Annotated in this window: 29 protein-coding genes and 1 tRNA gene; 16 read left to right on the top strand and 14 right to left on the bottom strand. The window is 62.8% G+C overall.

The genetic code is table 11. The features are described from left to right. The 8 genes from AC5I5I_RS07905 to AC5I5I_RS07870 all read left to right on the top strand — a co-directional run bounded on the left by AC5I5I_RS07905 (position 1) and on the right by AC5I5I_RS07870 (position 6,455). Complete coding sequence (locus AC5I5I_RS07905; RefSeq protein WP_495765095.1) at positions 1–396, top strand: DUF4112 domain-containing protein; 396 nt, start codon at positions 1–3, stop codon at positions 394–396. 58 nt (positions 397–454) lie between these two features. After that, complete coding sequence (locus AC5I5I_RS07900; RefSeq protein ID WP_495765094.1) at positions 455–1,420, top strand: amidohydrolase family protein; 966 nt, start codon at positions 455–457, stop codon at positions 1,418–1,420. Between the two features lie 443 nt (positions 1,421–1,863). After that, a complete protein-coding gene (locus AC5I5I_RS07895; RefSeq protein WP_495765093.1) occupies positions 1,864–2,076 on the top strand; it encodes a hypothetical protein in 213 nt (70 codons plus the stop codon). Between the two features lie 521 nt (positions 2,077–2,597). After that, complete coding sequence (locus AC5I5I_RS07890) at positions 2,598–3,824, top strand: 3-hydroxybenzoate 6-monooxygenase (RefSeq protein ID WP_495971649.1); 1,227 nt, start codon at positions 2,598–2,600, stop codon at positions 3,822–3,824. 64 nt (positions 3,825–3,888) lie between these two features. After that, the gene (locus AC5I5I_RS07885; protein ID WP_495971647.1) at positions 3,889–4,932 is read left to right on the top strand and encodes a cupin domain-containing protein; all 1,044 of its coding nucleotides are present in this window, start codon (positions 3,889–3,891) and stop codon (positions 4,930–4,932) included. 53 nt (positions 4,933–4,985) lie between these two features. After that, a complete protein-coding gene (locus AC5I5I_RS07880; protein WP_495971645.1) occupies positions 4,986–5,447 on the top strand; it encodes a MarR family winged helix-turn-helix transcriptional regulator in 462 nt (153 codons plus the stop codon). Positions 5,448–5,665: 218 nt separating this feature from the next. Then, positions 5,666–6,271 carry a transglycosylase SLT domain-containing protein gene (locus AC5I5I_RS07875; protein WP_495971643.1) on the top strand — a complete coding sequence of 202 codons (606 nt, stop codon included), beginning with the start codon at positions 5,666–5,668 and terminating at the stop codon, positions 6,269–6,271. Between the two features lie 108 nt (positions 6,272–6,379). Then, a tRNA-Ile gene (locus tag AC5I5I_RS07870) sits at positions 6,380–6,455 on the top strand. Between the two features lie 131 nt (positions 6,456–6,586). Here AC5I5I_RS07870 and AC5I5I_RS07865 read toward each other — a convergent pair. The 5 genes from AC5I5I_RS07865 to AC5I5I_RS07845 form a co-directional block, all read right to left on the bottom strand. Further along, entirely contained in the window at positions 6,587–7,255 is a 669-nt protein-coding gene (locus AC5I5I_RS07865) for a TetR/AcrR family transcriptional regulator (protein ID WP_495971641.1), read from the bottom strand. A 36-nt stretch (positions 7,256–7,291) separates the two neighbouring features. Further along, complete coding sequence (locus AC5I5I_RS07860; RefSeq protein WP_495971639.1) at positions 7,292–7,777, bottom strand: aromatic-ring-hydroxylating dioxygenase subunit beta; 486 nt, start codon at positions 7,775–7,777, stop codon at positions 7,292–7,294. Further along, the gene (locus AC5I5I_RS07855) at positions 7,777–9,126 is read right to left on the bottom strand and encodes an aromatic ring-hydroxylating oxygenase subunit alpha (RefSeq protein ID WP_495971637.1); all 1,350 of its coding nucleotides are present in this window, start codon (positions 9,124–9,126) and stop codon (positions 7,777–7,779) included. The genes AC5I5I_RS07860 and AC5I5I_RS07855 overlap by 1 nt, the downstream gene beginning before the upstream one ends. 94 nt (positions 9,127–9,220) lie before the next feature. Further along, entirely contained in the window at positions 9,221–10,303 is a 1,083-nt protein-coding gene (locus AC5I5I_RS07850) for an enolase C-terminal domain-like protein (RefSeq protein WP_495971635.1), read from the bottom strand. An 86-nt stretch (positions 10,304–10,389) separates the two neighbouring features. Further along, positions 10,390–10,779, bottom strand: coding sequence for a VOC family protein (locus AC5I5I_RS07845; protein ID WP_495971633.1), 390 nt, complete (start codon positions 10,777–10,779; stop codon positions 10,390–10,392). Between the two features lie 81 nt (positions 10,780–10,860). On the opposite strand from AC5I5I_RS07845, the gene AC5I5I_RS07840 reads away from it, so the two are divergent. The 7 genes from AC5I5I_RS07840 to AC5I5I_RS07810 all read left to right on the top strand — a co-directional run bounded on the left by AC5I5I_RS07840 (position 10,861) and on the right by AC5I5I_RS07810 (position 17,788). Next, entirely contained in the window at positions 10,861–11,190 is a 330-nt protein-coding gene (locus AC5I5I_RS07840) for a hypothetical protein (RefSeq protein ID WP_495971631.1), read from the top strand. After that, positions 11,178–12,176 carry a TRAP transporter substrate-binding protein DctP gene (dctP, locus tag AC5I5I_RS07835; protein ID WP_495971629.1) on the top strand — a complete coding sequence of 333 codons (999 nt, stop codon included), beginning with the start codon at positions 11,178–11,180 and terminating at the stop codon, positions 12,174–12,176. Before AC5I5I_RS07840 ends, dctP begins: the two co-directional genes overlap by 13 nt. A 99-nt stretch (positions 12,177–12,275) precedes the next feature. After that, positions 12,276–12,755 carry a TRAP transporter small permease gene (locus AC5I5I_RS07830; protein WP_495971627.1) on the top strand — a complete coding sequence of 160 codons (480 nt, stop codon included), beginning with the start codon at positions 12,276–12,278 and terminating at the stop codon, positions 12,753–12,755. Further along, a complete protein-coding gene (locus AC5I5I_RS07825; RefSeq protein WP_495971625.1) occupies positions 12,752–14,059 on the top strand; it encodes a TRAP transporter large permease in 1,308 nt (435 codons plus the stop codon). The genes AC5I5I_RS07830 and AC5I5I_RS07825 overlap by 4 nt, the downstream gene beginning before the upstream one ends. Before the next feature lie 12 nt (positions 14,060–14,071). Then, a complete protein-coding gene (locus AC5I5I_RS07820; RefSeq protein WP_495971623.1) occupies positions 14,072–14,941 on the top strand; it encodes an FAD binding domain-containing protein in 870 nt (289 codons plus the stop codon). Then, positions 14,931–15,425 carry a (2Fe-2S)-binding protein gene (locus AC5I5I_RS07815; RefSeq protein ID WP_495971621.1) on the top strand — a complete coding sequence of 165 codons (495 nt, stop codon included), beginning with the start codon at positions 14,931–14,933 and terminating at the stop codon, positions 15,423–15,425. The genes AC5I5I_RS07820 and AC5I5I_RS07815 overlap by 11 nt, the downstream gene beginning before the upstream one ends. Beyond that, the gene (locus tag AC5I5I_RS07810; RefSeq protein WP_495971619.1) at positions 15,422–17,788 is read left to right on the top strand and encodes a xanthine dehydrogenase family protein molybdopterin-binding subunit; all 2,367 of its coding nucleotides are present in this window, start codon (positions 15,422–15,424) and stop codon (positions 17,786–17,788) included. Before AC5I5I_RS07815 ends, AC5I5I_RS07810 begins: the two co-directional genes overlap by 4 nt. Positions 17,789–17,803: 15 nt before the next feature. Here AC5I5I_RS07810 and msrB read toward each other — a convergent pair whose 3' ends face one another. From msrB to AC5I5I_RS07765, 9 genes are all read right to left on the bottom strand, one after another. Next, positions 17,804–18,304: a peptide-methionine (R)-S-oxide reductase MsrB gene (gene msrB / locus AC5I5I_RS07805; RefSeq protein ID WP_495971617.1), complete on the bottom strand. Its 501-nt coding sequence runs from the start codon at positions 18,302–18,304 to the stop codon at positions 17,804–17,806. Positions 18,305–18,315: 11 nt separating this feature from the next. Continuing rightward, on the bottom strand, positions 18,316–18,885 hold the full coding sequence (gene msrA, locus AC5I5I_RS07800; protein WP_495971615.1) for a peptide-methionine (S)-S-oxide reductase MsrA: 570 nt from the start codon (positions 18,883–18,885) through the stop codon (positions 18,316–18,318). Positions 18,886–19,181: 296 nt separating this feature from the next. Beyond that, positions 19,182–19,691 carry a CIA30 family protein gene (locus AC5I5I_RS07795; protein ID WP_495765089.1) on the bottom strand — a complete coding sequence of 170 codons (510 nt, stop codon included), beginning with the start codon at positions 19,689–19,691 and terminating at the stop codon, positions 19,182–19,184. 216 nt (positions 19,692–19,907) lie between these two features. Further along, positions 19,908–20,654 (bottom strand): 2-amino-5-chloromuconate deaminase CnbZ, encoded by a 747-nt coding sequence (gene cnbZ, locus AC5I5I_RS07790; protein WP_495971613.1) that lies wholly within the window; start codon positions 20,652–20,654, stop codon positions 19,908–19,910. A gap of 39 nt (positions 20,655–20,693) precedes the next feature. Next, entirely contained in the window at positions 20,694–21,413 is a 720-nt protein-coding gene (locus tag AC5I5I_RS07785) for an ABC transporter ATP-binding protein (RefSeq protein WP_495765087.1), read from the bottom strand. Then, positions 21,410–22,162 (bottom strand): ABC transporter ATP-binding protein, encoded by a 753-nt coding sequence (locus AC5I5I_RS07780; RefSeq protein ID WP_495971610.1) that lies wholly within the window; start codon positions 22,160–22,162, stop codon positions 21,410–21,412. Before AC5I5I_RS07780 ends, AC5I5I_RS07785 begins: the two co-directional genes overlap by 4 nt. Beyond that, entirely contained in the window at positions 22,159–23,088 is a 930-nt protein-coding gene (locus AC5I5I_RS07775; RefSeq protein ID WP_495971608.1) for a branched-chain amino acid ABC transporter permease, read from the bottom strand. Before AC5I5I_RS07775 ends, AC5I5I_RS07780 begins: the two co-directional genes overlap by 4 nt. Next, entirely contained in the window at positions 23,085–23,951 is an 867-nt protein-coding gene (locus AC5I5I_RS07770) for a branched-chain amino acid ABC transporter permease (RefSeq protein ID WP_495971606.1), read from the bottom strand. Before AC5I5I_RS07770 ends, AC5I5I_RS07775 begins: the two co-directional genes overlap by 4 nt. Before the next feature lie 83 nt (positions 23,952–24,034). Next, positions 24,035–25,237 (bottom strand): amino acid ABC transporter substrate-binding protein, encoded by a 1,203-nt coding sequence (locus AC5I5I_RS07765; protein ID WP_495971604.1) that lies wholly within the window; start codon positions 25,235–25,237, stop codon positions 24,035–24,037. Positions 25,238–25,454: 217 nt separating this feature from the next. On the opposite strand from AC5I5I_RS07765, the gene AC5I5I_RS07760 reads away from it, so the two are divergent. Continuing rightward, a complete protein-coding gene (locus AC5I5I_RS07760) occupies positions 25,455–26,372 on the top strand; it encodes a LysR family transcriptional regulator (RefSeq protein ID WP_495971602.1) in 918 nt (305 codons plus the stop codon). Positions 26,373–26,461: the final 89 nt, after the last annotated feature.

Genomic DNA, 26,461 nt, shown 5'->3' with positions numbered 1-26,461 from the left:
ATGACCGCAGCCTTCGCCAACAGCGCCCGCACGGCGCGCTTTGCCCGCTCCGCCTCCCGCGCCGAGCGTATCGCCCGCATTGACCGGCTGGCGACGCTGCTAGACACGCGCTTCGCCATTCCATTCACGAAAATCCGGTTCGGCGCCGACAGCCTGATCGGGCTTGCGCCGGGCGTTGGCGATACCATCACGACGGCCCTTGCGCTCTACATCGTGTACGAGGCCCACCGGCTCGGCGCACCGAAAACCGTGCTTGCGCGCATGCTCGGCAATGTCGCCATCGACGGCATGGTTGGCATCGTACCGGTTGCCGGCGACGTCTTCGACGTGATGTTCCGGGCGAACCGGCGCAACGTCCGCATCCTGCGCGAGCATCTGGACCGCGCCGGGCGCTAGGTCATCCGGCTGCAAGATGTGCTAAGGCTCCCCCGCAAAATCCATGCGGGGGAAATCCATGCGCAAAAAGCCTGCCTGTCCGGTCATCGCCATCGAAGAGCATTACTGGGACGAGGAGTTATCCGCGACCTATAGCGGCATCGGCCGTGCCACCCAGGCGGAGGAGCAGGTGCGCCGCCTGCGCGATCTTGGCGATCTGCGCATCCGCGAGATGGACGAGGCCGGCATCGACATCCAGGTGCTGTCGCATGGTTCGCCCTCGGCACAGGAGCTCACCGGACCGGAGGGCATCGCGCTGACCAGGCGCGTCAACGACCGGCTGGCCGAAGCGATCGCCAGGCATCCGACGCGGTTTGCCGGCTTCTGCGCGCTGCCGACTTCCGATCCGCAGGCCGCTGCCGCCGAACTCGAACGCTGCATCAGGAACGGCTTCAAGGGCGCGATGATCCACGGCCTCGCCAACGGCGTATGGCTCGACGACAACGCACTGCGCCCGGTCTTTGCCGAAGCCGAGCGGCTCGACGTGCCGATCTATCTGCATCCGTCGGTGCCGATGCCGGCGGTGATGGACGCCTATTACAAGGACTACATCAAGGATTACCCGATGGTGATCCGCGCGGCCTGGGGCTTCACGGTGGAGACCGCAACCATCGCGATCCGCATGATCCTGTCGGGGCTGTTCCAGGAGCATCCGAAGCTGAAGATCATTCTCGGCCATCTCGGCGAGACGCTGCCGTTCCTGGTCTGGCGCATCGATCATGCGCTGGCACGGCCGGGCCAGAAGTCGATGAGCTTCCGCGACGTGTTCTGCAAGAACTTCTACGTCACCACGAGCGGCTTCTTCTCCAATCCGGCGCTGCTTTGCACGGTGATGGAGATGGGCGTCGACCGTATCCTGTTCGCGGTCGACTGGCCGTTCGTGATGAACAAGCCCGGCACCGACTGGGTCGACACCATTCCGCTGTCCGACGAGGACAAGGTGAAGATCCTGAGCGGGAATGCAAAGCGGCTGCTGAAGATGTAGCGCGCCGCCCCCCCGGCGGTGCCGATATCGGCGTCCCGGGAAGCGAATTAAGGCGTTGTCGCCTTAATTCGCCCTAGGGCCGAAAATGCTGGAATTTCAAACGATTTGGGTCCATAAGGGGCCACATTAAACCCGCGGCTCATCCAAACGGGCTGATTCCCGCGGGTTGCAGATAGGACGACGGCGTTCCTGCCATCAATGTCCAATCTTCATCGTCGTTTGTAGGCTTATCGGCAGACGGCGCGATCGGCTCCGCATGACGAGCGCAACATGTCGATCGCGTTTCCCAGTCCCTGCCGATCCTGCGATCCCGCTGTGTGCGGTGGAGCGGACCGATTTGCCTGCGATAACGAACAGGCCGCCCGAACGCCGGGTGGCGTCAACACGAAGCCGGGTCGTTCGATCACGTCGATGGAGCGGCCGGCCACGAGCGGAGACGGGTTATGAGTGATCGCGTGCATCAATTCAAAGTCGGCGAATGGGTCGATATCGTACCGTCGACGCTGCGATCGGCGGCCCCCGGCCGTTACCGGATTGTGCGCCTCATTCCCTGCGACGCCGACAATCCGCGCTATTGCATTCGCTCCGAGCAGGAGAAATACGACCGCGTCCTGCCGGAGCACGATCTGCGCCGCATCGAAGAGGCCGTGGCCTGACGCCTGGCGCATGCCCGGCTGTCGGGGCGTCGCAAACAGATCGGTCTTCGCAGCGATCGCGTTCGCTGCGATTTTGTCTTGCGCTCCGGCAGACCCAGCGTCCGCACAAGACGGCAAGGCGCTCGGCGAAACCCTGAGCGCCGGTGAGCGCGCGGATTTCGTCAACGAGGTCGCGCAAGGATGTCTCGAAAATCAGCGGACGGCGCCCGAAAAAAAGGGCGTGTCCGAAGCGATGATGTCAGTCCATTGCCGATGCACCGCCGAGCAGATGGTGATGCAGTTCAATGCGGCCGAGATTGACCGGATTGTCGAGAACATCACGCCGAAACTGCACTTAGGGTCGACAATATCGAGAAGGCCTGTGTGCCGAAGGCGCGGTAGCCTTTTCGAAATCGTGCAGCCTCCGCCACCAACATTTTAACGCGCGTCGTCATCCGCCGCCGGACCGATTGACAGTATACTGAAAAACAGTATGCTGTTAAAAAAGCGCGACAAGACTGCGCATGTCGGGAGGAGTGGATATGGCGAAATCGTCGCAACCATCAGTGATCGTCGCCGGCGGTGGCATCGGCGGCCTGTCCGCGGCGATGGGCCTTGCGCGCACCGGTGCCAAGGTCACCGTGCTCGAACAGGCCGATACCTTCGGCGAGATCGGCGCCGGCATCCAGATCGGGCCGAACGGCTTTCACGCGATGGATTATCTGGGGGTCGGCAAGACCTGCCGCGAGCGCGCGGTCTATATCGACAACCTCATCATGATGGACGGCCTGTCCGGCGAGGAGATCCTGCGGGCGCCGGTCGGCGAGCAGTTTCGCAAATTCATGGGCAATCCCTACGCGGTGATCCACCGCGCCGATCTGCACTCGGCGTTTCTCGATGCCTGCCGCGCCTCGCCCAACGTCACGCTGATCAACAAGGAACGTGTCGTCTCCTATGAGAACACGCCGAGTGGCGTGCGTGCGAAGACCGCGGCCGGCAACGTATACGAGGGCGATGCGCTGATCGGTGCCGATGGCATCCGGTCGGCGATCCGCGAGCAGATGACGGGTGGCGATCCGCTGCGTTTGTCCGGCCACGTCGCCTATCGCGCCGTGCTGCCGATCGAACAGATGCCCGAGGACCTGCGCTGGAACGCAGCGTCGATCTGGGTCGGCCCCAAGACCCACTTCGTGCATTACCCGCTGCAGGGTTGGAAGACCTTCAACCTGGTCGCGACCTTTGTCACCGATCTCGAAAACGTCGGCAGCAACGAACCCGGCAAACGCGAGGAAGTGGTCGAGAAGTTTCAGCACATCGTGCCGCGGATCCGCAAGGTTCTGGAAATTCCGAAGGACTGGCGCCGCTGGGTGCTGGGCGATCGCGATCCGATTGCAAGCTGGATCGACGGCAATGTCGCATTGCTCGGCGATGCCGCGCATCCGACCTATCAGTATTTTGCGCAAGGCGCCTGCATGGCGATGGAAGACTCGGTCTGTCTGTCCGATGCGTTCGAAAAGGCCGGCGGCGACGTTACCGCGGCGCTGAAGGCCTATGAGACCATCCGCATCCCGCGGGCCTATCGTGTCGTGCTGTCCTCGCGCGAACTCGGACGCATCTTCCATGTCGAGGGAGTCGAGCGGCTGGTGCGCAATGCCTGGCTGAAGGACAAGACGCCGGACGATTTCAACCATTCCGTTCGCTGGATCTATGGCGGCAACGGTCTGACCGGTGCCAAGGCGCGCGCTGTGGAGCCCGGTCACGCGGCTTGATCTGCAACAAGGAAAGAAGCGGCAAACGGACAAAGAAAAGAAAAGGAAACCAGGAGACGCCGACATGACCGCTCTCGGAACGCTCAGTGAATTGCCTTCGGCCTATGTCGACGGACTTACCGCGAAAAACCTGGTCCCGCTCTGGCCGAGCCTGCGCACCGCCCTTCCGCACGACAAGCCGTACCGTCGCACGCAGCCGGTGTTGTGGCGTTACGCGGATGTGCGTCCGATGCTGATGCAGGCCGGAGAACTGACGCCAATCGAGAAAGCCGAGCGCCGCGTTTTGGTCCTCGCCAATCCCGGGCTCGGTCTCGAGAACATGCAGGCGACGCCTTCGATCTATGTCGGCCTGCAATTGATCATGCCGCGCGAGACCGCGCCGAACCATCGCCATACGCCGAGCGCGGTCCGGTTCGTCGTGGAAGGCGAGGGCGGCTACACCATCGTCGATGGCGAGAAACTGCCGATGGAGCCCGGCGACCTGATCCTGACGCCGTCGCTGATGTGGCACGAACATCGCCACGAAGGCTCCGGCCCGGTGATCTGGCTCGACGCGCTCGATCTGCCGACTGTGTTCGCGCATGAGGCCTCCTATGCGCTGGAAGGGCCGCCGCAGGCCGTGCGCAATCAACCGGACCAGTCGCAAACGCATTACAAGCGTTCGGGCCTTCTGCCTTATCGCGCCCTAAGCGGGCCGCGCGCCAATTATCCGCTGTTGCGCTATCCGTGGCAGGACGTGCGTGAGGCCCTGCAGGCGATGGCTTCGGTCACGGCGGCCGGCGAAATGGTGCATCTCGCATATGTGAATCCGCAGACCGGCGCCGAATGTTTGCCGGTGCTCGGTTTCTCCGCCATCATGCTGCGTCCGGGCGAAACCGCGAAGCCGGATCGCCGCTCCGCGTCGGCGGTCCTGCATGTGATCGAGGGCGAGGTCGAGGCCATGATCGACGGCGTCGCGCTTCAGGCTGCCGCGCGCGATACGCTTGCAGTGCCGACCCATGCCGCGGTTGCGATCGCAAATCGTTCGGCGCAGAAGCCGGCCTTCCTGTTCCAGGTCGACGACGCGCCGATGCAGCGCAAGCTCGGATTCTATGAAGTCTTTCACTGAGGGATCGACGGATCTGATGGGCATTGCGCGGATTATGAAATGGGCCGGCATCGATGCTGCTTGAGGAATTGCACCGCCAGCCTGGCCATCTGATCCGCCGCGCGCAGCAGATCGCGGTCGCGATTTTCATCGAGGAATGCGCGGCTTTCGATCTGACGCCGGTGCAATATGCGTCAATGGTGGCGATCCAGGACAATGAGGGGATCGACGCCACCCGGCTGTCGGCGCAGATCGCCTTCGACCGCTCGACGCTCGGCAATGTGCTTGAGCGGCTGGAGGCGCGGGGGTTTGTCGAGCGCTATGCCTCGCCCGAGGACAAGCGAGTGAAGTTGCTCAGGCTGACGCCGCAGGGGCGCAGCGTGACGCGGAGCGCAGAGGAGGGCGTCAGGCGGACACAGGAGCGGATACTGGCACCGCTCGATGCGACCAAGCGCCGTGTCCTGCTCGACCTTCTGGCGCAACTGGTGGAGGTCAACAACGATGCCTCCCGCGTGCCGCAGCGCTCGATCGCATGACTCTCTTCCCGCCCCATTATTGCCCCAGGTATTGACGTTTTCCGGCCTCGTTTAGGCGCACCTGCAGCTACTGCATGGCTTGGCGGCACTTAGCGCGAGCACAGCCCTCCGCCTGCAACACCCGGTTACAAAGAGTGAGCCTGATCGCGGAACGTGCCGCATCGCAGCCGCATTGCGTCAGCTAAGGACAGGCATCCCCAACAACGACCGGAGTTCCGATGACTCGTGTCTGCACGATTCGCGCTGCCTTGTTTTCGCTTGGCCTCATTGCCGCGGGCCTGATCCCGATGTCGGGGGCCAGCGCCAATGAAGCTTACTCGGCCCTGGTCCAGAGCCACGCCGCCACGCACGGCCTGCCGCCGTCTCTCGTGCATCGCGTGATCATGCGCGAGAGCCGTTACAACCCGCGTGCGGTGTCGAAGGGCAATTACGGGATGATGCAGATCCGGCTCGGGACTGCGCGCTCCATGGGCTACAGCGGCAGCGCCGCGGGGCTGCTCGATGCCAACACCAACATGACCTATGCCGTGAAGTATCTGGCCGGGGCTTATCGCGCCGCGGGCGGCAATCCTGATCGCGCGGTGGCGCTTTATGCGCGCGGCTATCACGACGTGGCGCGGCGCCAGGGATCCAGCGCGGTCGCAATGGCGAACGGCGGACGCGCGGCTCCGGTCTATGCCACGATCCAGAGCCCGGCCATCGGCGCCCCGCTTCCGGAATTCTCGTCCGAGGCCCGCCGGGCCCGTGCCCAATACTCGACGAAACGGACGCCGCGCCGCACCGCCGTCCGGGCTGTGGCGCACCCTCGCGATCAGATCTGGTGACGTCACGGGGCGGGTGAATTGTCCACCCGCATCGCCTTTATGCCGGGCGGCATTTGCGTTGCCGCCCGGCATTGCTATGAGTGCGGACCCGCGCCCACCCGCCGGCGGGGGCCCGTAGCTCAATGGTTAGAGCCGGCCGCTCATAACGGTCTGGTTGCAGGTTCGAGTCCTGCCGGGCCCACCAACAAAATCAAATACTAATCGCGCCGTCGCACGGCGACCGCCCGCGCCGAAGCCATTCCAGCTTCGCGGTGAACGAGTATTGCTGCCTCTGAAGAGAGGGCTTTTCCGGCCGCGCCATTGCAAGAGCGCCGGTCAGGCCTCGTGTTGATCCGAGCGTTCCCGCTTGGTCCGCGACCCTTTCGTCCTGGTTGCCGGGCGTCGATCGATATCACCCACGCGTTCCGGATGGCTCGCCGGCATCATCATGTCGCAAACCGTCTCGACCAGCCGTTCGATGTCGCGCAGATCGTTGAGGCGGCGATTGATGACGAAGCCGTCATAGGCCATCAGGAACAGATGGGACAGAAGATCGTAATCGATCGACCGTCCGGCTTGAGTGGGGATTGCGCTCTCAAGCATGACGCGCAGCCGTTGTTCAGCCCAGGCGAGGAGCGGCGAAGGCTTCTTCTCGCCGGGATCGGCGGACGCAAGCGCCTCCATCAGGCTGTTGGCGAGGCCGATATTCTCCATCGGGATATCGCGCCACACGCCGAGCAGAATCGCGCGCAGCCTGTCGCGCGGATCTTCAACCTTTCGCACAGCGGCTTCCAGCCGCCAGATGCATTCCTTCTGCCACGGCTCGACCACGGCATAGAGCAGATGAAGCTTGGACGGGAAATACGAATAGAGGCTGCTGACGCCGGTCCCCGCGCGCTGGGCAATGTCGAGCAGGGTCGTGCGATGGTATCCGCGATCGGAAAACGAATCCCGGGCAGCATCCAGGATTGCGTTGCGGACGGTTTCTTTCTTGACCTGAACCAAGGTGCTGTCCGTGAATCGTGCTGCCGGTCGCTGGCCCTAAATCGGTATCGTCATCGGCGCATGAACGCCGTCGCAATTCATAAGCGCGACGCGTTTGCGCCGGATCCGGAACGAGCCGTCCTGCCGCGCAATATGGTGAACCTGCCGGCCGGTGTAAATGCGCTGGCGGTCGCCCTGAATTTCGGTGCAGAGGAACGCAGAGGCGACCTCGAATTCCTGCAAATGAGCATCCCCGCCCAGAACTTCGATATTGCTGACCATGTGCACGGTCCGCGGCATCGGTGTCAGCACCAGCGCGCGTGCTTCCAGCAGTCGCTGCACCCGGATCGCAAGGATCGCGTGATCCTCATAGACGATCGACGCGACATTCAGCGGGTCGGTCTGTCCGGGCTGGCTCGGCATCCAGTAGATGCCCTGCGGCGCGTAAAGGTCGAGCCAGGCCTCGAACGCGCCTTCGTCGAGCAGGCGCGCCTCTGTCAGAACGAACAGCTCGATCTCGCGAAACACCTCGTAGGGCAGCATCAGGCGGCCTCGGCGGTCATGTGCTTCACCCAGGCATTGAACTGCACGCGCATCGGCATCTCGCTCGCCGCACCCGACACGCTGCCGTCCGGGCCTTGCCGGTCGCTGTCCAGGCCGCGGGAAAAATCGATCCACGGACCGGTCTCGGTCGCAAGTCCGCGCTGGCAGCGCTCCAGCATCTCGACGTCGTCGGAGAATATCATCGAGGCTGGCGATCCGATGGTGGTGAGGAAGCGTACCGCGCGATGAAACATGGCATCCGGGGCGCCCTTCAGACGGAAGCAATGAACGCGGACCAAGGTGCGATCCACCGAGAGCGGGATGGTGACGCGCATCTGCTGGTATTGCGCGTTGATGATCAGGTTCGGATAGATGATGTTGTTGAACCGGTTCATGCCGAGCACGCGTTCGGCATGCTCGGCGCCGAGCTTTTCGGTCAGCAGCCGGCGATACTCGGTTGCGACCGGGTCTTCGCTTTGCCGCGACAGCACGCCGCTGTCGTAAAAGCTCGTCATGTAGGTGTGGCCGCTATCGAGGCCGTTGAGCTGGATGCCTTCCCATTCCTTGAACCCGAAGCCGTTCGCGAGCAGCATCTCGCGGGTCTGATCCTGATCGAGGATCGAGGCATTAACGGGCGCGCGCCGGGCCGGCAGGACCGATGACGCATGCACGAAGGTTGGGTGGAAGATATCCGCCGCGTTCTCCAGATGCAGCTTCCAGTTCCCGCTATATTCCAGCGAGAAGCTGGAATCCGCAATTTCCACCTCGCCATCGGGTGCGCGATCGACGAGATTGTCGATCACCTCGGTCATCGGTCCGAGATGCTCGGTCAATGGCGGCGGATTGTCGGACAGATTGGCGAACACGAAGCCGCGATAGCTCTGCACGTTGCCGATGCGCTGCATGTGATTTTGCGGGTCGGCGATATCGAAATTGGCCGGATAGCTCTTCGGATGCGGGACCGATGCGAGCGTGCCGTCGGGCCGGAACACCCACGCATGATACGGACAACTGAACGAGCGATTGGACCCCTTATCGACCATGCAGAGCCGCGCGCCGCGGTGCGGACAACGATTATGCAGGACGTAGATGTTGCCGTCGTGATGGCGCGTCACCAGCACTTCGTATTTTGAAAGCCGGGTGCGGATGAAGTCGCCCGGATTCTTCAACTGGCTCTCATGCGCGACGTAGATCCAAAGCCGGCCGAAGATGCGGCTTTGCTCGAGTGCGAAGATTGCCGGATCGGAATAGGCGCGCCGGTGAACATGATCCGGCCGCACCAATGCGCGGATGTCGGCTTCGGCGATCGGAAAATCGACGTCCTTCGGGTCGGCAACGATCTGGTTCATGCCTTCTGTCCCTGTCTTCCCATCTTGCGTGACGTGGCGAGGTCGTTCGATCCAGGCCGGCAATGTGTTCGCGGCCGCATGTGTGCCACTCCAGCTAGTGCAGCAAGCCCGAGAAAATCTCGGAGAATGCCGGTGACGTTTCCAATCCTGCGCCCGCGCGTTCCGAAAGCCGGGCGCGCCCGTCCGCGACCGGCACCGCCGAGGTCAGCTTTCCAAAAAGTCCGTTTTCGTCGATGGCGGTTTCCGCGCATCCGAGACCGAGCCCGGCCACCACATTGAACGCGAGCAGATGACCCGCATGCGGTGCGCATTGAGTGCGGTTCCAGCCATGATCCGACATGATGTCGAGAATCCGCCCGTATTCGACGATGCCGTAGCTGAGCGAGATATCGAATTGCAGAATGTCGCGGTCCGGCCGCAATCCGCCATAGCGGAGAAGGTTGCGGGCATCGTCGGCGGAGAACAGGTTTTCGCCGGTCGCGATCGGGGAGGGGAAGCGTTCTGCCATGTCGCGATGCAGGTCGTAATCGAGGGGATGAACCGGCTCCTCGATCCAGGCCAGCGGGAGGCCGGACAACGCCTCGGCATAGGCGAACGCGGTGTCGCGAGAGAAGGACCCGTTGCCGTCAACGGCAAGCGTCATGCCGGACTCGAGCATCGACAGCACCGCTTCGATGCGCCGAACATCCTCGGCGAGCGCGATCCCCCCGACCTTGATCTTGAAGCGGCGATGCCCGCGCGCCATCGCCTTCTGGATGTCCTTGCGCAGATGGCCGATATCGTCGTCCGTGCGATAATGCCCGCCGCTGGCATAGATATCGATGACGTTCACAGCCGGCCGCCGATATCGCTCCGCCAGATAGGCCCATAACGGCAGGCCCTTGCGCTTGGCTGCGAGATCGAAGGCGGCGGCATCGATCAGCCCGATCGCGCCCGATCGCTCGCCATGTCCGCCGGGTTTCTCATTGCGCATCGCGACGGCCCAGACCTTTTCCGGATCGATGCCGCCATCGCCATCGGCGTAATCGTCCGGATCCGCCGCGAGCAGGCGGGGAATGAACCGTTCGCGCAAAAGAGCGCCATGCCCGTAGCGTCCGACCGAGTCGAAGCCAATTCCAGTCAAAGGCTTGCCGCCGTCGTTCGCGTCAGTGACGATCGCGATGGCGCTTGCCGTCATCGCGTCGAAACTGATGCTTGCATTCCGGCTGGCAGCCGAAAGCGGGATTGTCCGCTCGTTGACCGCTACGATCCGCATGCGACGGCTTAAGCCTGGCGCCAGTCGTGCTCGGCCACGTCGAAGACGATGCCGTTCACGTCCTTGAACTTCTTCTCGGCATCGACGCCCGGATAACTCGGAAGCTGCATGAAGAACTCGCCGCCGAGCTCCTTGATCTTGTCGGCAGTCTTTGCCTCGTCCTCGACCACGAAGCCGATGTGGTGGAGTCCGGCCCAGTCCGGGCCGCCTTTGCCGCCTTTGGTGCCTTCCGGGAAATGCAGGAGCGTGAGGTTCATCACCCCGTCCGACAGTGAGATTGCGTTGCCGATCGGGCTTTCGACCTGGCTGACGCGCTTGAGGTCGAATGCGCCTTCGTAGAAGGCCGCAGCCTTTTCAAGATCGGGTACCTGAATGGCGACATGTCGAAGTTTGGCCATGACGATCTCCTGTGTTGCGACGGTGCTTCGTTTCACGCACGATAGAGCAATCCGGATACGCCTTCCAGAGTAAATCGAACTATGTTCGGTTTTGAACTTATGGTCGGGTTTGTGCGCGCAGCACCTGATCTTTGCTGCAATGCAAACGAAGTCGGTGGCTTGAATCTGTGCGATGCGCCTCCGTTCGGTCGCGTCGTTTATCCTGATACACAAGCACTTTCGATGGTCGCGGCGGTTTGCTCTCACCGGCGCCGCCAGCTTTGCACTTTTTTGCAGCGCAAACCGCAGGCTCTTGCCCAGAATGAAATCAGTTGGGCGCGCGCGATCGCGCTTGACGGTTCCGCTATAACCGAACATCCTTCGGTTATAGAGTTGACCCAGATCAAAGGAGGGGTGCCATGCCCGCGATGAGCGATTTTCGCGCAATGCCTCGATTGCTGTCCGCAGGTGTGGCGGGAGCCGGTCTCCTGCTCGCGACCCAGGTATCGGGATGGGCGCAGGAGGTGACATTGAAAGCGGCGGTGTTCGTGCCGCCGACCACGACCTACGGCATCCCCTTCAAGCGATTCGTCGATCGGGTGAACGAGACCGGAAAGGGCGTCCTGCAGATCCGGATCGTCGGCGGGCCGGAAGCCATCCCGGGCAATAACCAAGCCGATGCCGTGAAGTCCGGTGTGCTCGATATCGCGTCGATCCCGCCAGCCTATTACAAGAGCAATATGGTGGAGGGCGACGCCCAGATCCTGTCGGACATGACGGTTGCCGAGCAACGCGCGTCCGGCGCCTATGCGGCGCTGAACAAGATCGCCAACGATCGCATGAACGCGGTCTACCTCACCACCTACGGAATGGGGGTTCCGTTCCATCTCTATCTGACGAAGGAAGCGCCGGTCTCAAAGCCGGAGGACCTGAGCGGAATGCGGTTCAGGGGACAGCCGAATTATAATGCGATCTTCAAACGCTATAACATCTCCAGCGCAAACATCGCGCCGCCGGAAGTGTTCACCGCCCTGGAACGCGGCGTGGTGCAGGGCTACGGCTATCCGCTCTGGGGCATCGACGATTTCGGCTGGGCCAAGCTCACCAAGGTACGGATCGATCCCGGCTTCTATAACGTCGTGGTCAATATCCTCATGAACAAGGCGTCCTATGACAAGCTGACCCCGCCACAGCGCAAGGTCATCGACGATGCGGTCGCATGGTTCGAAAAGGACATGATCGCCTATACCGAAGAGACCACCAAGAAATCGCTCGATGCGATGGAAAAGGGTGGCATCAAGACCGTCGACTTCGGCCCGGAATGGAAAAAGATCGCGCTCGAACTCTATTGGGACGATCTGAAGAAGCTGAGCCCGGATTCGATCGGCAAGCTGCAGCCGCTCCTGACCAAGAAATAACGGGTCTGGTGCTTACTCTCCGGGCGTTTCGTTAGCATGCGCGCCATCTTCTGGCTCAATGGTCAGCTGGTGCGCATGCTGTGCGTCCTGGCGGTTCTGATGATCGCCGCCATGATGCTGGGGATCAGCGCCGAGGTAATCCTGAGGATGGCGGGCGGCGCCTCGATCCCGGGCATGATCGAACTGACCGAGTATGCGCTGTTCGCTTCCACCTTTTTTGTCGCGCCCTACCTGCTGCGCACGAACGAGCATATCCGGGTCGATGTCGTCATCGCGCGGCTGGATCCGGCCAAGACCCGTATCGTTGAATGCGGGGTCTTGGTCGTCATCATGGTGATTTCGCTCATCACGGGCGTCATCGCGACCATGCTGCTGGTTCGCAGCTATCAGGACCACACTCTGATCTTCAAGGATTTGATCTTTCCGCAATGGTGGCTGGACTGGATTATCCCGCTGGCCTCGCTCGCCATGCTGCTTCAGGCTCTGGAACTGCTCGTCACGCTTGTTCGGAATCCTGCGGGTAGCGTGCCGCTGCCGGCGGAAGGCGTGCCCGGGATAAGGCCGGACGAAATGCCATGAGCTGGGTCTCCATATTGGTGGCGATGTTCAGCGCGAAAGTGCTGTTCCTGCTCGCGGCCGTGCCGGTCGCCTTCGTTTTCTTCCTGATCAATATCGTCGGCTCCTATCTGATCTTCGGCGGTATTCCCGGCCTCGAGCAGATGGTTCGCAACGAACAGGTGTCGGTCGCGCAGTTCTCGCTGGTGCCCATTCCGCTGTTCGTGCTGATGGGCGAAGTCCTGTTCCACAGCGGCCTCGCATTGAAATCGGTCGACGCCGTCGATGCCGTCATCAAGCGGGTGCCGGGACGGCTCGCGGTCGTCACGCTGGTCGCCGGCACGATCTTCTCCGCCATATCCGGATCGACCATCGCAACCACCGCAATGCTCGGCTCGCTTCTTCTCCCGCAAATGCTCGCGCGTGGGTACGATCCCAAGACCGCGATGGGGCCGACGCTAGCGATCGGCGGCGTCGATATCCTGATCCCGCCGTCGGGTCTCGCCGTGCTGCTGGGCAGCCTCGCCGGAATTTCGATCACTGGCTTGCTGGTCGGTGGCATTGTGCCGGGACTGATCCTCGCAGCCTTGTTCATCGCCTATGTAATGCTGCGATGCTGGATCAATCCAAGCCTGGCGCCCGTGTCCGACGATGAGGGCATCAAGCTCGAGCGGCCCTGGTTGAATCTTGTCGTCACTGTCGCGCCGCTGATCCTCATTTTTTCGGTTGTCGTGGTCAGCATGACCGAAGGCTGGGCGACTCCCACCGAATCCGCCGCACTCGGTGCGTTCGGAACCATCATTCTGGCAGCCTGCTATCGGGCGCTGACGCCGCAAAACCTCTGGAAGTCGTTTCTGGGGACCGTCTCGATATCGGGATCGTTGCTGTTCATTATCGTCGGCGCCACCACCTTCGCGCAGTTGCTCAGCTTTTCCGGAGCGACCGCGGGCCTCGTCGCACTGATCGAAGGCGCGCAATTGACCCCGAATGTCATCATGATCGGCATGCTGGGGATCCTGATCCTGCTGGGCTTCTTCATCGACCAGACCAGCATCATGATGATTACATTGCCCTTCTATATGCCGCTGTTGCGATCGATGGGCGTCGATCTGGTCTGGTTCGGCATTCTCTACCTGCTTTGCATGCAGATCGGCCTGCTGACGCCGCCGTTCGGATTGCTGCTGTTCGTGCTGAAAGGCGTTGCGCCTCCGGGCATCACCATCGGCATGGTCTATCGCGCGGCCATCCCCTATGTCTGGCTCACGATCCTGATGATGGTGCTGATCTTCATGTTCCCGCCGATCGTCACCAGCTTTGTGCCCGATTAGGCGACCTGTGCGATGAAGGCCCCGAACTTTCTGTATCGCCGGCCCGAAACGCTCGAGGAGGCGCTGGCGCTGCTCGCCGACAACGCGGGCGAGGCGCAGGTTCTGGCCGGCGGTCAAAGCCTGATGCCCACGCTCAATATGCGGCTGTCGTCGCCCGCGATGCTGGTCGACATCAACCGGATTGCGAGCCTGCGGGGCATCGCCCAGCGCGGCGACGCGATCCACATCGGTGCATTGGTGCGTCACCGCGACGTCGCGGGCTCCGATCTGATCGCGGGTCGTCTGCCGCTGGTGGCGTCTGCCATGACCCATGTCGCGCATATGGCGGTCCGCAATCGCGGGACGACCTGTGGCAGTCTGGCACTCGCCGATCCGTCCGCAGAGATGCCGGCGGTTGCCGTCCTGCTGAACGCAACGATCCATCTGAGCCGCCAAGCCGCAACGCGCGATATGCCTGCCCGTGATTTCTTTCAGGGCCTGTACGCGACCGATCGCGGCGATGACGAGATCATCACCGGGGTCAGCTTTCCCTGCGCGGCTGACGATCAGCTTTTCCACTTTCAGGAGTTCAGCCGAAGGCATGGCGACTTCGCCATCGTCGGCATTGCGGTGACGGGACGATTGCGCAACGGGCGGGTCGGGGACATCGAGGCGGTGGTGTTCGGGTCTGAACCGGCGCCGCTTCTGTCGGCCGCCACGGCGTCGATGCGCATCGCGGCCGATACGCCGGACGCGGCCTTGCGCGAGATGGCTGACGCGATCGCAGCCGGGATGGACCCGATCGCCAATCATCAGGGCCGGCCTGAGACCAAGCGGCGCCAGGCCGCCGAATTGTTGCGCCGCGCCTTCGCCGAGTTCCGGACCGCCGCCGATGTCGGATGATCCTGCCGAGCGTCACGAGATCGCGTTCGTCCTCAACGGCGAAGCCGTCGAGGCCTCGGTCGACGCCCGCACGCATCTCGCGGATTTCATCCGTCACGCGCTGGGCCGGACCGGGACGCATATTGGATGCGAACACGGCGTCTGCGGCGCGTGCAACGTGATGGTCGATGGCGTTTCGGTGCGCGGCTGTCTGATGCTCGCCGTGCAGGCCGACGGCTGCGATGTCGTGACCGTCGAGGGCCTGACCGCCGGCGGCAGCATCGCCGACCTGCAGGATGAATTCGTCCGGCGCAACGCGCTGCAATGCGGCTATTGCACACCCGGGATGCTGGCGACGGCCACCGAGATGCTGCAGGGCCCGATGCTGTCGCGGGACGCCATTCGCGATGGGCTGTCGGGCAATTACTGCCGCTGCACCGGCTATCAGGCGATTGTCGATGCGATCGAAGCAGTCATTATGCAGCGCGCGGAGGCTGGATCATGACCAAAATCGATGGTCTTGTCGGCGCCCGGATCGCGCGTCCGGAGGCGGGGCGGCTGGTGGCAGGGCGCGGCCGTTACACCGACGATATCGCTGCCAACGCCGGTCATGTCGCGTTCCTTCGAAGCCCTTACGCCCATGCAACCGTCGGCGCGATCGATGTCACCGCGGCGGCATCGTCGCCTGGCGTCATTGCGGTTGTCACCGCCGCGACCCTGGCCGCGGTCTGCAAGCCCTGGCAGACCAGGCTTGCGGCGCTGCCGAGCCATATCTCTCCGCCGCAATTTCCGCTCGCGCGAGACGAGGTGACCTGGCAGGGCGAGCCCGTCGTCGCCATTGTGGCCAACAGCCGCGCCGAGGCGGAAGATGCGATCGAGCGCGTTGCGATCGAATGGCAAGAGCTGCCCGCCATCGGCTCGCCCGAGGCTTCGGCGTCTCCGCGGGCGGACAAGGTCAATAGCGCGCTCGCCGCCAATCTCGGCCTCGATCACACGTTCACCGCCGGAGATCCAGCGGCAGCCTTTGCGGCGGCCGACCTGGTGATCGAGCACGATTTCACCTTCGGTCGTCAAACCGGCGTTACGCTGGAGCCGCGCTCCATCCTCGCCGATTTCGACCCGCGTCTCGGCAAGCTCACCGTGCACCAATCGCATCAGGTGCCCAACCAGATGCGCGAGATTTACGCCGCGCAATTCGGACTCGCGCCGCGAAACGTGCAGGTGATCACGCCCGATATCGGCGGCGCATTCGGTATGAAGCTCGCCGCCTATCCCGACGAAATGGCGGTTGCCGCGATTGCCGTGTTGCTCGGACGCCCGGTCAAGTTCGTCGCCGACCGGCTGGAATCCTTTGTCAGCGATGTTCATGCGCGCGAGATGAAGGTCAAAGGCCGTCTTGCCGTGGATTCGAATGGCACTCTGCTTGCGATGGACGTCGCCGTTCTGCATGGCATGGGTGCCTATTCGTCCTATCCGCGCGGCAGCCTCGGCGAAGGCCTGCAGGCGGTGCATATGTCGGCAGCGCCTTATCGGCTTGCCGGTTTTAGCGGCCGCCTGCGCAGCTATTTTCAGAACAAGACGCCGAGTGGCGTATTGCGCGCGGTCGGCCAGCCGGTTGCGTGTACCGTCACCGAGCAGCTCATCGACATGGGCGCGCGCGCGCTCGGCATCGACCCGGCCGAAATGCGCCGCCGCAACTACATGGCGTCGGATCAGGCCGCTGTCCGCAATATCGCCGGCATCACGCTGACCGAGCTTTCGCTCGACCGCTGTCATGACCGGCTGCTGTCGCTGATGAATTACGACGCGTTGCGCACGGAGCAGACCACATTCCGTTCGAGCGGGGTCCATCGCGGCATCGGCATCGCTGCCTTTATCGAACAGACGGGCGTAGGTCCCCAGCTCTACGGTCCGCTAGATGTGCGCGTGTCAGCGCATGAAACCTGTCGCCTGTCGCTTGAACCGAACGGGGAGATCCGGTGCGCCACCAGCGTCACCGATCAGGGACAGGGGACGCTGACCGGGCTTCGGCAGATCGTCGGAACCACTTTGGGCGTCGGCATCGACGCCGTGGAGATCGTCAGTGGCGATACCACCGCGGCTCCGTTCGGCGGCGGTGCCTGGGCGTCGCGCGGCACCGCGCTGGGCGGAGAGTCGGCGTTGCGCGCCGCGCGCCAACTCCGCACCAGCATCCTTACGATCGCCGGATCGATCCTGCAGGCGCAGCCGGACAGCTTGCGGATCGACGGTGGCGCCATCTTCAACACCGCCGGCCTGGCGCAATTGTCGCTCGCCGATATCGCTTCGGCGGCTCACTACAAGTCGCATACCATCCCGCTGGAGGATCTGCCGCCGCTCGATATCACCGAGCGCTTCACCTCACGCGATCTGCCTTACCTGGCGTCGAACGGTGTGCAAGCGGCGCATGTCGAAGTCGACCCGGGTCTCGGCACGGTCAAGCTGCTCGGCTTCTGGGTAGTCGACGATTGCGGCACGGTCGTTAATCCGCTGCTGGTGGATGAGCAGATCCGGGGTGGGGTGGTGCAGGGGATCGGCTCCGCCCTCTACGAGGAGTGTATTTACGGCGAAACCGCGCAACTCGAGAACGGAACGCTCGCGGATTATCTGGTGCCGATGGCCGGAGAGATGCCGGACATCCAGGTGGCGCATATCGAGACGCCGATAAGCAACACCAATCTCGGCGCGCGCGGCGTGGGCGAGGCGGGGACGGTCGCCGCTGCCGCCGCCGTCTGGGGCGCGGTGAATGATGCGCTGTCCCCATTCGGTGCGGCAGTGACAAGGCAGCCGATCACGCCGGAGCATGTTCTCGATGCCATCGCGGCGGCCAGCCTGCGCGACCGAGGCTAGTCCGGGTTGCCCGCGTCAGGCGGCGCTGGCGGGTTTGAAGGTCATGGCCACGCCGTTCATGCAATAGCGCAGGCCGGTCGGCTTCGGGCCGTCCTCGAACACATGACCCAGATGCCCGCCGCAGCGATGGCAATGGACCTCGGTCCGGTTCATCAGCATCGAACGATCGCTCTTGGTGCCGACGGCGTTCGGCAGAGGCTGCCAGAAACTCGGCCAGCCGGTGCCGCTTTCGTACTTCGTGTCCGACGAGAATAGCGGCAGGTCACATCCGGCACAGGCAAAAACACCCTTGCGTTTCTCCTGGTTGAGCGGCGACGTACCCGGCCGTTCGGTGCCGTGATTGCGCAGCACATTGTACTGGTTGGGGGTCAGCTGCCGCTTCCATTGTTCCGCGGTTTTTGTGACCTCGAAGGTCTTGGTCTCGGCCATCGCCTCCTCGTCGTTCATCCAGCGCAATCCAAACAGCGCGGCGCCGGCGGCAGCGATCACGCCGACAATGGTTCTGCGATTGGTCATGTCGGCCTCCATCAGTTCGTTTTCTTGCCCCAGATCTGCTCGAGACGCTGATCGCGCCCGCAATTCCAACGATAGAAGGAATACTTTCTGGGATTCTTCAGGTGGTAATCCTGGTGATAGTCTTCAGCCGGATAAAACGTGCTGGCGGCGGTGATTTCGGTGACGATCGGCTGAGTGAATTGTCCCGACGCTTCGATGTCCTTCTTGGATTTCTCCGCAAGTGTCCGCTGCTCGTTTCCGTGAAAGAAGATCGCGCTGCGATACATGTCGCCTGAATCGCAGAATTGCCGGTTCTTCGCGACCGGATCGATGTTGCGCCAGAACACCTGCAGCAGCTTCTCGTATGAAACCTTGGCGGGATCGAAAACGATCTCGACCGCCTCCGCATGGCCGGTGCCACCCGAGGAGACCTGACGATAGTCGGGTTTCGCGGTCTTGCCGCCGATATAGCCGGAGGTCGTCGAGATAACGCCCTCGACCTTGTCGAAATCCGCTTCCACGCACCAGAAGCAGCCACCCGCAACGGTCGCCTTTTCGGTCTTGGCGGGTGCCGGAGATTGCGCGTAGGCCGCCCCTGCCATCGCAAGAGCCGCCAACAGAAATAGTCCAGCAATTGAGCGTTTCACCATCATTCGCGCTTCCGTTTCGGCACTGTGGCCGACCTGCTGATGTCTTCGGTCAAGATACGGGCGCCGTTACGAAAAGATACAAAACGGCGCGCTCACCTTTCCGAGAGCGGCCGCTGAAACCGCCTTGCTTGCGCGGCGATCGTGTCAACCGACGATCCGGACCGTTCAAGTGGGTGCCTGGAACTCCGAAGGCTGTCTGGCCCGTGCGACGCCCGCGGCGCGCAGTTTGGTCACCGCGCCGGTGATGTTTACCGTATGTATCGCAAGCCGCCGACGGCCACATCGGCCGAAAATGCGCGACCGATCGCAACGATGCCGAGACGCCTCAGCCGACCCAGATTAAGCGGGATGTCGGTTCGATGCGGCACGAAATCCTGAAAAGGCAATTGAATGGTCTGCCAGTGCGGCTCTGCCCGAAAGCTCTGGCGGTAGGATTGCCACGGCCGGTCGAGATCCTGGGTGCGCAGGTGCACGCCATAATCCTCGCCATTTCCGAACACATCGAGTTCCATGCCTCGCCAGGCGCTGGCATCGACGGCATCGCCTTCGGGCGACAGATCCAGCGCAATCTGAACAAAGCCGCCATTGTTCTCGAGGCTCACGTCGCCGCGCATGCGGATCGCCGGCCGGCCCGCCACCATCTTGCCGTTGGATACGCCTCCCATCACGCGGTCGCTGATCAATTGCCAGCGGGAGCCGATGGTGGAGAGCGGCGGATCGCGGCTCAGGTCGTCGATGATCGTCGACTGCGGATCCATGGGTTTGGCTCGCGCCCTTCCAATGCCAGCCGACAGGGCAGCAGCGATGATCAAGACGTTTCGGCGGTTATACTGCACACATCAAAGATAGGGTCTCGAGTCACATGATTCCAGACCATTCGGACGGACGGCGCCCGCGCGCCGGCGTCCGTCGCGGAACATCCGTTTACGTGGCCCATTGCGCCGGCGCGGTGAACACCAGCGGGGTCTCGCCTGCTACACGACGCGCTCTTCGGAGACGCAGCGGCAGTCCATCTCGTATTCCAGATCGACAACCGGCGGCCGACAGAAATGCCAGGTCAGCCCGCAGCGCGCGGCGCCGCGCCTCACGATTTCGCTGCCGAGGAAGGGGTGCAGGTCGTGCACGGTATAGACCTGCGCCGCCGTCGTATCCGCCCACGTGGCGCCGAGCAGGCCGAGCCGGCGTTCCATCTCGCCCAGAACCCAGCGCGCCTTTTCGCGCAGGCCATCGGCGCTCAGATCGCCGAGCCGGATGACCTTCTCGCGATAGCTCGCATGACCTTCCTCCGCCTCGCCGCTGCCGGCGACAACGACCGATTTGACCGGGGAGTCGCCCGGCTCGGTGAAGGTGAAAGCGTGAAACGACGGGGTCGCGGGCTTGTGCAGTTCCGGACAGACATTGCTGCGCGCGACCGGGTTGGTGGTGCCATCGAAGATGCCCCAGCGCGACAAAGTGCCGACATAGAGCTGGTTGAAGGTCTTGAACCCGTCTTCGCTGAACGGCGCCGGCGACCGCAATTCGCAAGCCGCGAACGATGTCAGTGGCCGGCCGGCAGCCTTGAGGATGGTTTCGATCCGCGCAAAGCCGTCATCGAGTGGCACCGGATTCTGAAACATGACGCGCACCAGCCGGAAGCCCGGCAGGGCTGCGACACCGGCCGAATATTGAAACGGCCCCTTGATGAAACGATAGCCGCCCGGCTCGAAATCGATCGTTCCCATTCACTCAGTCTCCAGCATGCACAAGTCGATAAGGCGAGATCACAGGCCCATATAGGCTTCGCGGATCGTCGGGTCTGCGAGCAGCGTTTGCGAGGCGCCGGACATGCTGACCTGGCCTCGGTTGATGACGTAGCCCCGATCCGCCAGTTCGAGCGCAGTCACCACATCCTGCTCGACAAGCAGGATCGCAACGCCGCTGCGATTTATCTCGCGCAACCGCTCGATCAGCAGTTCGACGGGGCGCGGCGCGAGGCCGAGCGACAATTCATCGATCATCAGAAGGCTCGGCGCGGCCATCAGACCACGGCCGATCGCGCACATCTGCTGTTCGCCGCCGGACATGGTTCCGGCGTCCTGCCGCCGTCGGTCCGCGAGGATCGGAAACATCGCGTACACACGCTCGAGGTCCGCGGCGATCGCGTCCTTGTCGTCGCGCAGATACGCGCCCATGAGAAGGTTGTCGCGCACGCTCATCGCCGAGAACAGACGGCGGCCTTCCGGCACATGCGCGATGCCGGCATGAACCAGCGCTGCCGACGGCGCGTTCGTCATGTCGCGGCCATCCACGGCGATGGTCCCGGACGTTGTGCCCAGCACGCCTGACAGGCAGCGCAACAGGGTGGTCTTGCCGGCGCCATTCGAGCCGATGAGGCAGACAAGCTCGCCGGCCTTGACCTCGATCGAGATATCCCACAGCACCTGTACGTCGCCGTAACCGGCCTGCAGATGGGAGACGAGAAGCTTCGGCGTTTCGCTCATGCGGCGCCTCCAGCGTGAGCGGCGGCGAATTTCGAGCCGAGATAGGCTTCGATCACCTTGGGATCGCGCAAGACCGCATTCGGTTCGCCGTCCGCGATCAGCTGGCCATGATGCAACACCGCGATGCGTTGCGAGATCGACATCACGACCTTCATCAGATGCTCGATTACGACGATAGTGACTCCGCGCTCCGCAACCTTGCGGATCATCGCCAGCGCATCGTCGATCTCGGACGGGTTCAGCCCCGCATTGACCTCATCCAGCATTAGGAGACGCGGCTTCATGGCGAGGCCCTTGGCCAGCTCGAGGCGCTTGCGCTGTGCCAGCGTCAGCGTGGCGGCGGACTTGTCCGCGGAGCCGGCGAGGCCGGTGAATTGGAGATGATCGCGGGCCTGCGCATGGGCGTCGGCAAGACTGTGCGCGTTGCCCGCGAACAATGCGCCCGCGGCGACGTTTTCCAGCACCGTCATTTTCGGGAATGGCTGCACGATCTGGAAGGTGCGAGCGAGCCCGAGCCGCGCGATCTGGTGGGGCCGCATCCGGGTGATATCGCGCCCGTCGAAGAATACGCGTCCGGCGGTCGCCGGATGTACCGCGGTGATCAGGTTGATCAGGGTCGTTTTCCCGGCTCCATTCGGTCCGATCAGTCCGAGGATCTCACCTTCTACGACCGTTAGAGTCACGTCGTTGACGGCATTCAGGCCGCCGAAACGGCGCGACACATTCTTCAGTTCCAGCAGCGCCGTCACGACCCGACCCCGCGGCGGGACCACTTGTCCCGGATCAGCGACAGCAAACCGTTCGGCAGGAACAACACCAGCACAATGATGATAATTCCGAGTGCCGCCGCGTGGACGGTCAGGAAGATTCGCCAGACCAATTCTTCGAATGCCAGCAGCACGATCGCGCCGAGCACGGGACCGAAGATCGTGCCGATTCCGCCGAGCAGCACCATTACCAGCGGTTTGACGGCCAGCAGAATGTCGAACACGTCGGGCGGCTCGATATAGTTGACCCAGGAGGCATAGACGGCGCCGGCGATACCGACATAGACGGCGGACAGCATGAACGCGGCGGTCTTGTAAGCGTAGGTATTGACGCCGAGGATGTTTGCGGCGTCCTCGTTCTGCTGGATACAACGCAGGCCGAATCCGAGTTTGCTGTTCTGCACGACGATGGCCGTCGCGGTCGCGGCCACCGCGAGCGCCAGCATGACGAGAAAGAAGATCTGCGCCTGCGCGGTGACCGACAGTTTCAGGATCGGCAGATTCAGTCCCATGCCGCCGCCGGTCAAATCCGGCGTGGTGTTGACGATCTCACGCAGCATCTCGGCGATGATCAGGCTACCTATTGCAAAATAATGCCCGCGCAGATGCAGGATTGCGCCACCGATGAAGCCGGCGAAAACCACTGCCGCGAGACCGGCGAGGCCCCAGCCCGCGATCATCGGCACGCCGTAATTCTGCAGCACCCCCGAGGTGTAGGCTCCGAGGCCGAAGAACGCAGCGGTGGCGAAAGACGGGTAGCCCGTCATGCCGCCGATGAAATTCCACGATTGTGCCAGCGCCGCATACATGCAGACGATCGTTGCAAGGCGGAGCACGTAATTGTTGCCACTCAGGGCGAGCGCAGCGAACACGACGGTCGCGGCTGCGAGGATCAGCCAGTTTCTCATTCGTAGCCCCGCTTGCCGAGCAGACCGCTGGGGCGGACGAACAGGAGAACCAGCAACAGCGCGAACGAAATTGTTACCGCATGCTCGGGGCCGAACCAGTACGAGCCGAGGCTTTCGATGATGCCGAGCACCAACCCGCCGATCAGCGCGCCCGGCACGCTGCCAAGCCCGCCGAGCACGCAGACCACGAACGCCTTGCCCAGAAACAGCGTCGAGTTAAGAGGTGAGATCGGATAAACGATGCTGAGCAATGCGCCGGCAGCGCCGGCCATCAGCGCGCCGATCCCAAAGGTGATGGCGTTGACCCTGCCGACATCGACGCCCATGAGCGCCGCAGCGTCGCGATCCATGCGGACCGCCACGATCGCGCGCCCGATCCTGGTATTGCGCAGGAGCCAATACAGGAGAAGCGTCAACAGAACGGCCAGCGCCATGGCGGCAACGCGATCGCCTGGCAGGAAGATCGGACCCAGTTCGAACGTACCCAGAGGATGGGCGAGATTGATCTTGCGATAGTCGGCCGTGAACGCGACCAGCATCGCGTTGTTGAGGAGCAGATCGAGACCGAAGGTGAGAGTCAGCGTGATCAGGACCGGCGCGGTGATGACGCGGTTGATCAGCCCTTTCTGGATCGCATAGCCCACGACATAGAGCGCGCCACCCGCGATGATGATCGAGACGAACGGATGGATGCCGCCGTAATTATAGGCGAACAGCGCGACATAGGATCCGAGCACGATGAAGGTCCCGTGCAGGATGTTGATGACGTTGAGAACACCCCAGACCAGCGAAAAGCCCACTGCGATGCAGGCATAAAGCCCGCCCAGCACAAGGCCGTTCGCCAGTATCTGCGCATAAATCATGACCGATTACCCGCGGGCGCCCAGTAGCATTGTCTGTTGGCAAAAGAGGACGCGGCATAGAGTTGCCGCGTCCGCGCCTGCGGCTATTTCCCGCTGAAGCGGAAATCGCCCTGCTTGATTGCGGCCGGATGGATGACGACCGGCTTGCCGCCCTGGATCTGGAAAACCGGAGGCTCGAGCGAATGAACCTGGCCGGTCGGTCCGAACTTTATCTTGCCAAAGAAGGTCTCGACATCGAGCTCCGCGAGGGCGTCGCGAACCTTCTTGGGATCGATCGAATCGGCCTTCTCGATCGCGAGTTGCAGGACTGCGCCCGCGGCCGCGGCCGAGGCTTCTGAATAGTCCGCTTCTGCCTTGTACTTTTCATCCCACAATTTGTTGAAGGCCTCGGTCGTGCCGAACACGTCCTTGCCGTTATATCGCACCGCCGGATGCCACCAGGCCGCGCTCGACACGTTGTCGGCGAGCGGACCCGCAGCATCGACGAATTCGCGATAGGCCGGACCTGCGATCATGGTGACAACGGGCGGTCGCAGCCCGAGATCGTTCATCTGCTTGCGGATCAGGATCAGGTCGTTGATGTACCCGGTCGCGAAAACCCAGTCCGGCCGCGCGGCGCGCATCTGGGTGATGGCGGCACCGTGGTCGAGGGCGCCGATCGCGTAGCGCTCGAAGGTGACGACGTCCAGGCCCCGGCTCTTGGCGGACTTCTCCATTTCCTGTGCAATCGCGAGTGGGAACAGGTCGTTACGCGCCAGGATAGCAACCCGTTTGATCGCCTTGTCCTTGGCCGTGACCAGATCGGCCAGCGGCTCGGTCAGGGTCTGGTTGGGTGTGAATGTGCCGAACAGATATTTGTAGCCCTGATCGTAGACCTGCTCCGATGAGGCGGTCGCAGCGATGGTCGGAATGCCGTATTTTTCCGAAACGCTGGAGGCTGCCTTGGCCGCTCCCGATCCGAACGGCGAGAACAGGAAGTTGACCTTGTCTTCCGTGATCAAGCGCTCAGCCGATTGTACGGCGCGGGGGGTGTTGGAGGCGTAATCGACGTAAACGATCTCGACCTTGTAGGTCTTGCCGCCGGCCTTGATGCCGCCTTTCGCGTTGACCGTTTCGGCCCACAGATTATTGCCGCGCTGCTGCTTGCTGCCTTCCGGCGAGAGTGGACCGGTCAACGGAAGCGGCGCCCCGATCTTGATGACGTCCTGGGCCTGCGCGGCCGATCCTCCGGCTAGGGCGCCCGCGAAGGCGAGGGCGGCGACGAGCGAACGGCGATGTCGTGTCATGACGAACTCCCTTGAGACGGCAAGCAGCGAAAATTCGGCTGCGCCAGATTGTGCGCCCGCGGACATACCCACAAGCGCAAAGAATCGGCCTGTGCGTTCTGGTTCTGGCAACGCATTAGGCAGCCGTGCTATCGCGGGCTATTCTGGCTGACGCCGTTTCCGGCAGGATCGTTCGACCGATACTGTTCGTATATATAGAACGGTTGATGGAGCCGTGATGTCACAGGCGCCGACACGCTATTTCCTGGAAGTGGTCCGGAGCGGCTCGATCCGCGTGGCGAGCGCGCGCCTCAATGTCGTACCGTCGGCGCTGAGCCGCCAGATCCAGAATCTGGAAACCGAGCTGGGCGTTCCGTTGTTCGAGCGGCGTCCCCGCGGCATGGCGCTGACCGCTGCCGGCGAGGTCTATGCCCGCTACGCCCAGGCCGTCGCGCTCGAATCCGAGCGCATGCGCTCCGATCTCGAGGAATTGCGCGGTCTTCGGCGCGGCGTGATCCGAATTGCGACGGTCGAAGGGGTGGTTGCCGACAGCATCACAAGCGTGATCGCGAAATTCCGGATCCGGCATCCGGGGATTCGCTTCAATCTCATCACGCTAGGCACGGACCATGTGGTCGCGGCGGTTCGCGACAACAGAGTGGACATTGGCGTGTCGTTTCACGCGCAGCCGGATGCCGCGGTTCGGTTCGTGCGCCGGTTTCGCGATCCGCTGATGGCGCTGGTCCATCCGGACAATCCGCTGGCGGGCCGGCAGAAGGTTGCACTCAGGGAAGTTCTGTCGATGCCGATTGCCGTGCCGGAAAGCGGCTTCGGCATCAGGCGGTTGATCGACGAGCAGTGTCGGCGGATCGGTGAATCGCTTGTCCCCGCACTCGAGACGAACTCTATCGAGGCCCTGCGTGGATTCGCGCGCTCCGGCGCGGGGGTGACATTTCTGCCCGGGAACTCCTTTCAGCGCGAACTCCGGCAGGGCGAGGTGGTATCGATCCCGCTGGCCGATCGTGCGCTGAATCAATGTTCGATGGATTTCGGCGTGCTGGCCGGCCGCTACCTGCCGACGACGATATCGCAATTCCTGACGATACTGGACGTCGAATTCAGCGTCCGTGACCGGCCAAAGCGCAAGATCGCTTAACGTCGGTCGTTTTGTCGAACTGAGCGAACGGTGTGAATTGATCGAGCCGGCATCGGTAGCGGCGCTTTGATGACCGGCGTAAGGCAAAA

The sequence above is a fragment of the Pseudorhodoplanes sp. genome (assembly GCF_059499825.1).
The sequence above is the reverse complement of the archived record's forward strand: the minus strand, read 5'-3'. Positions and strand labels throughout refer to the sequence as shown.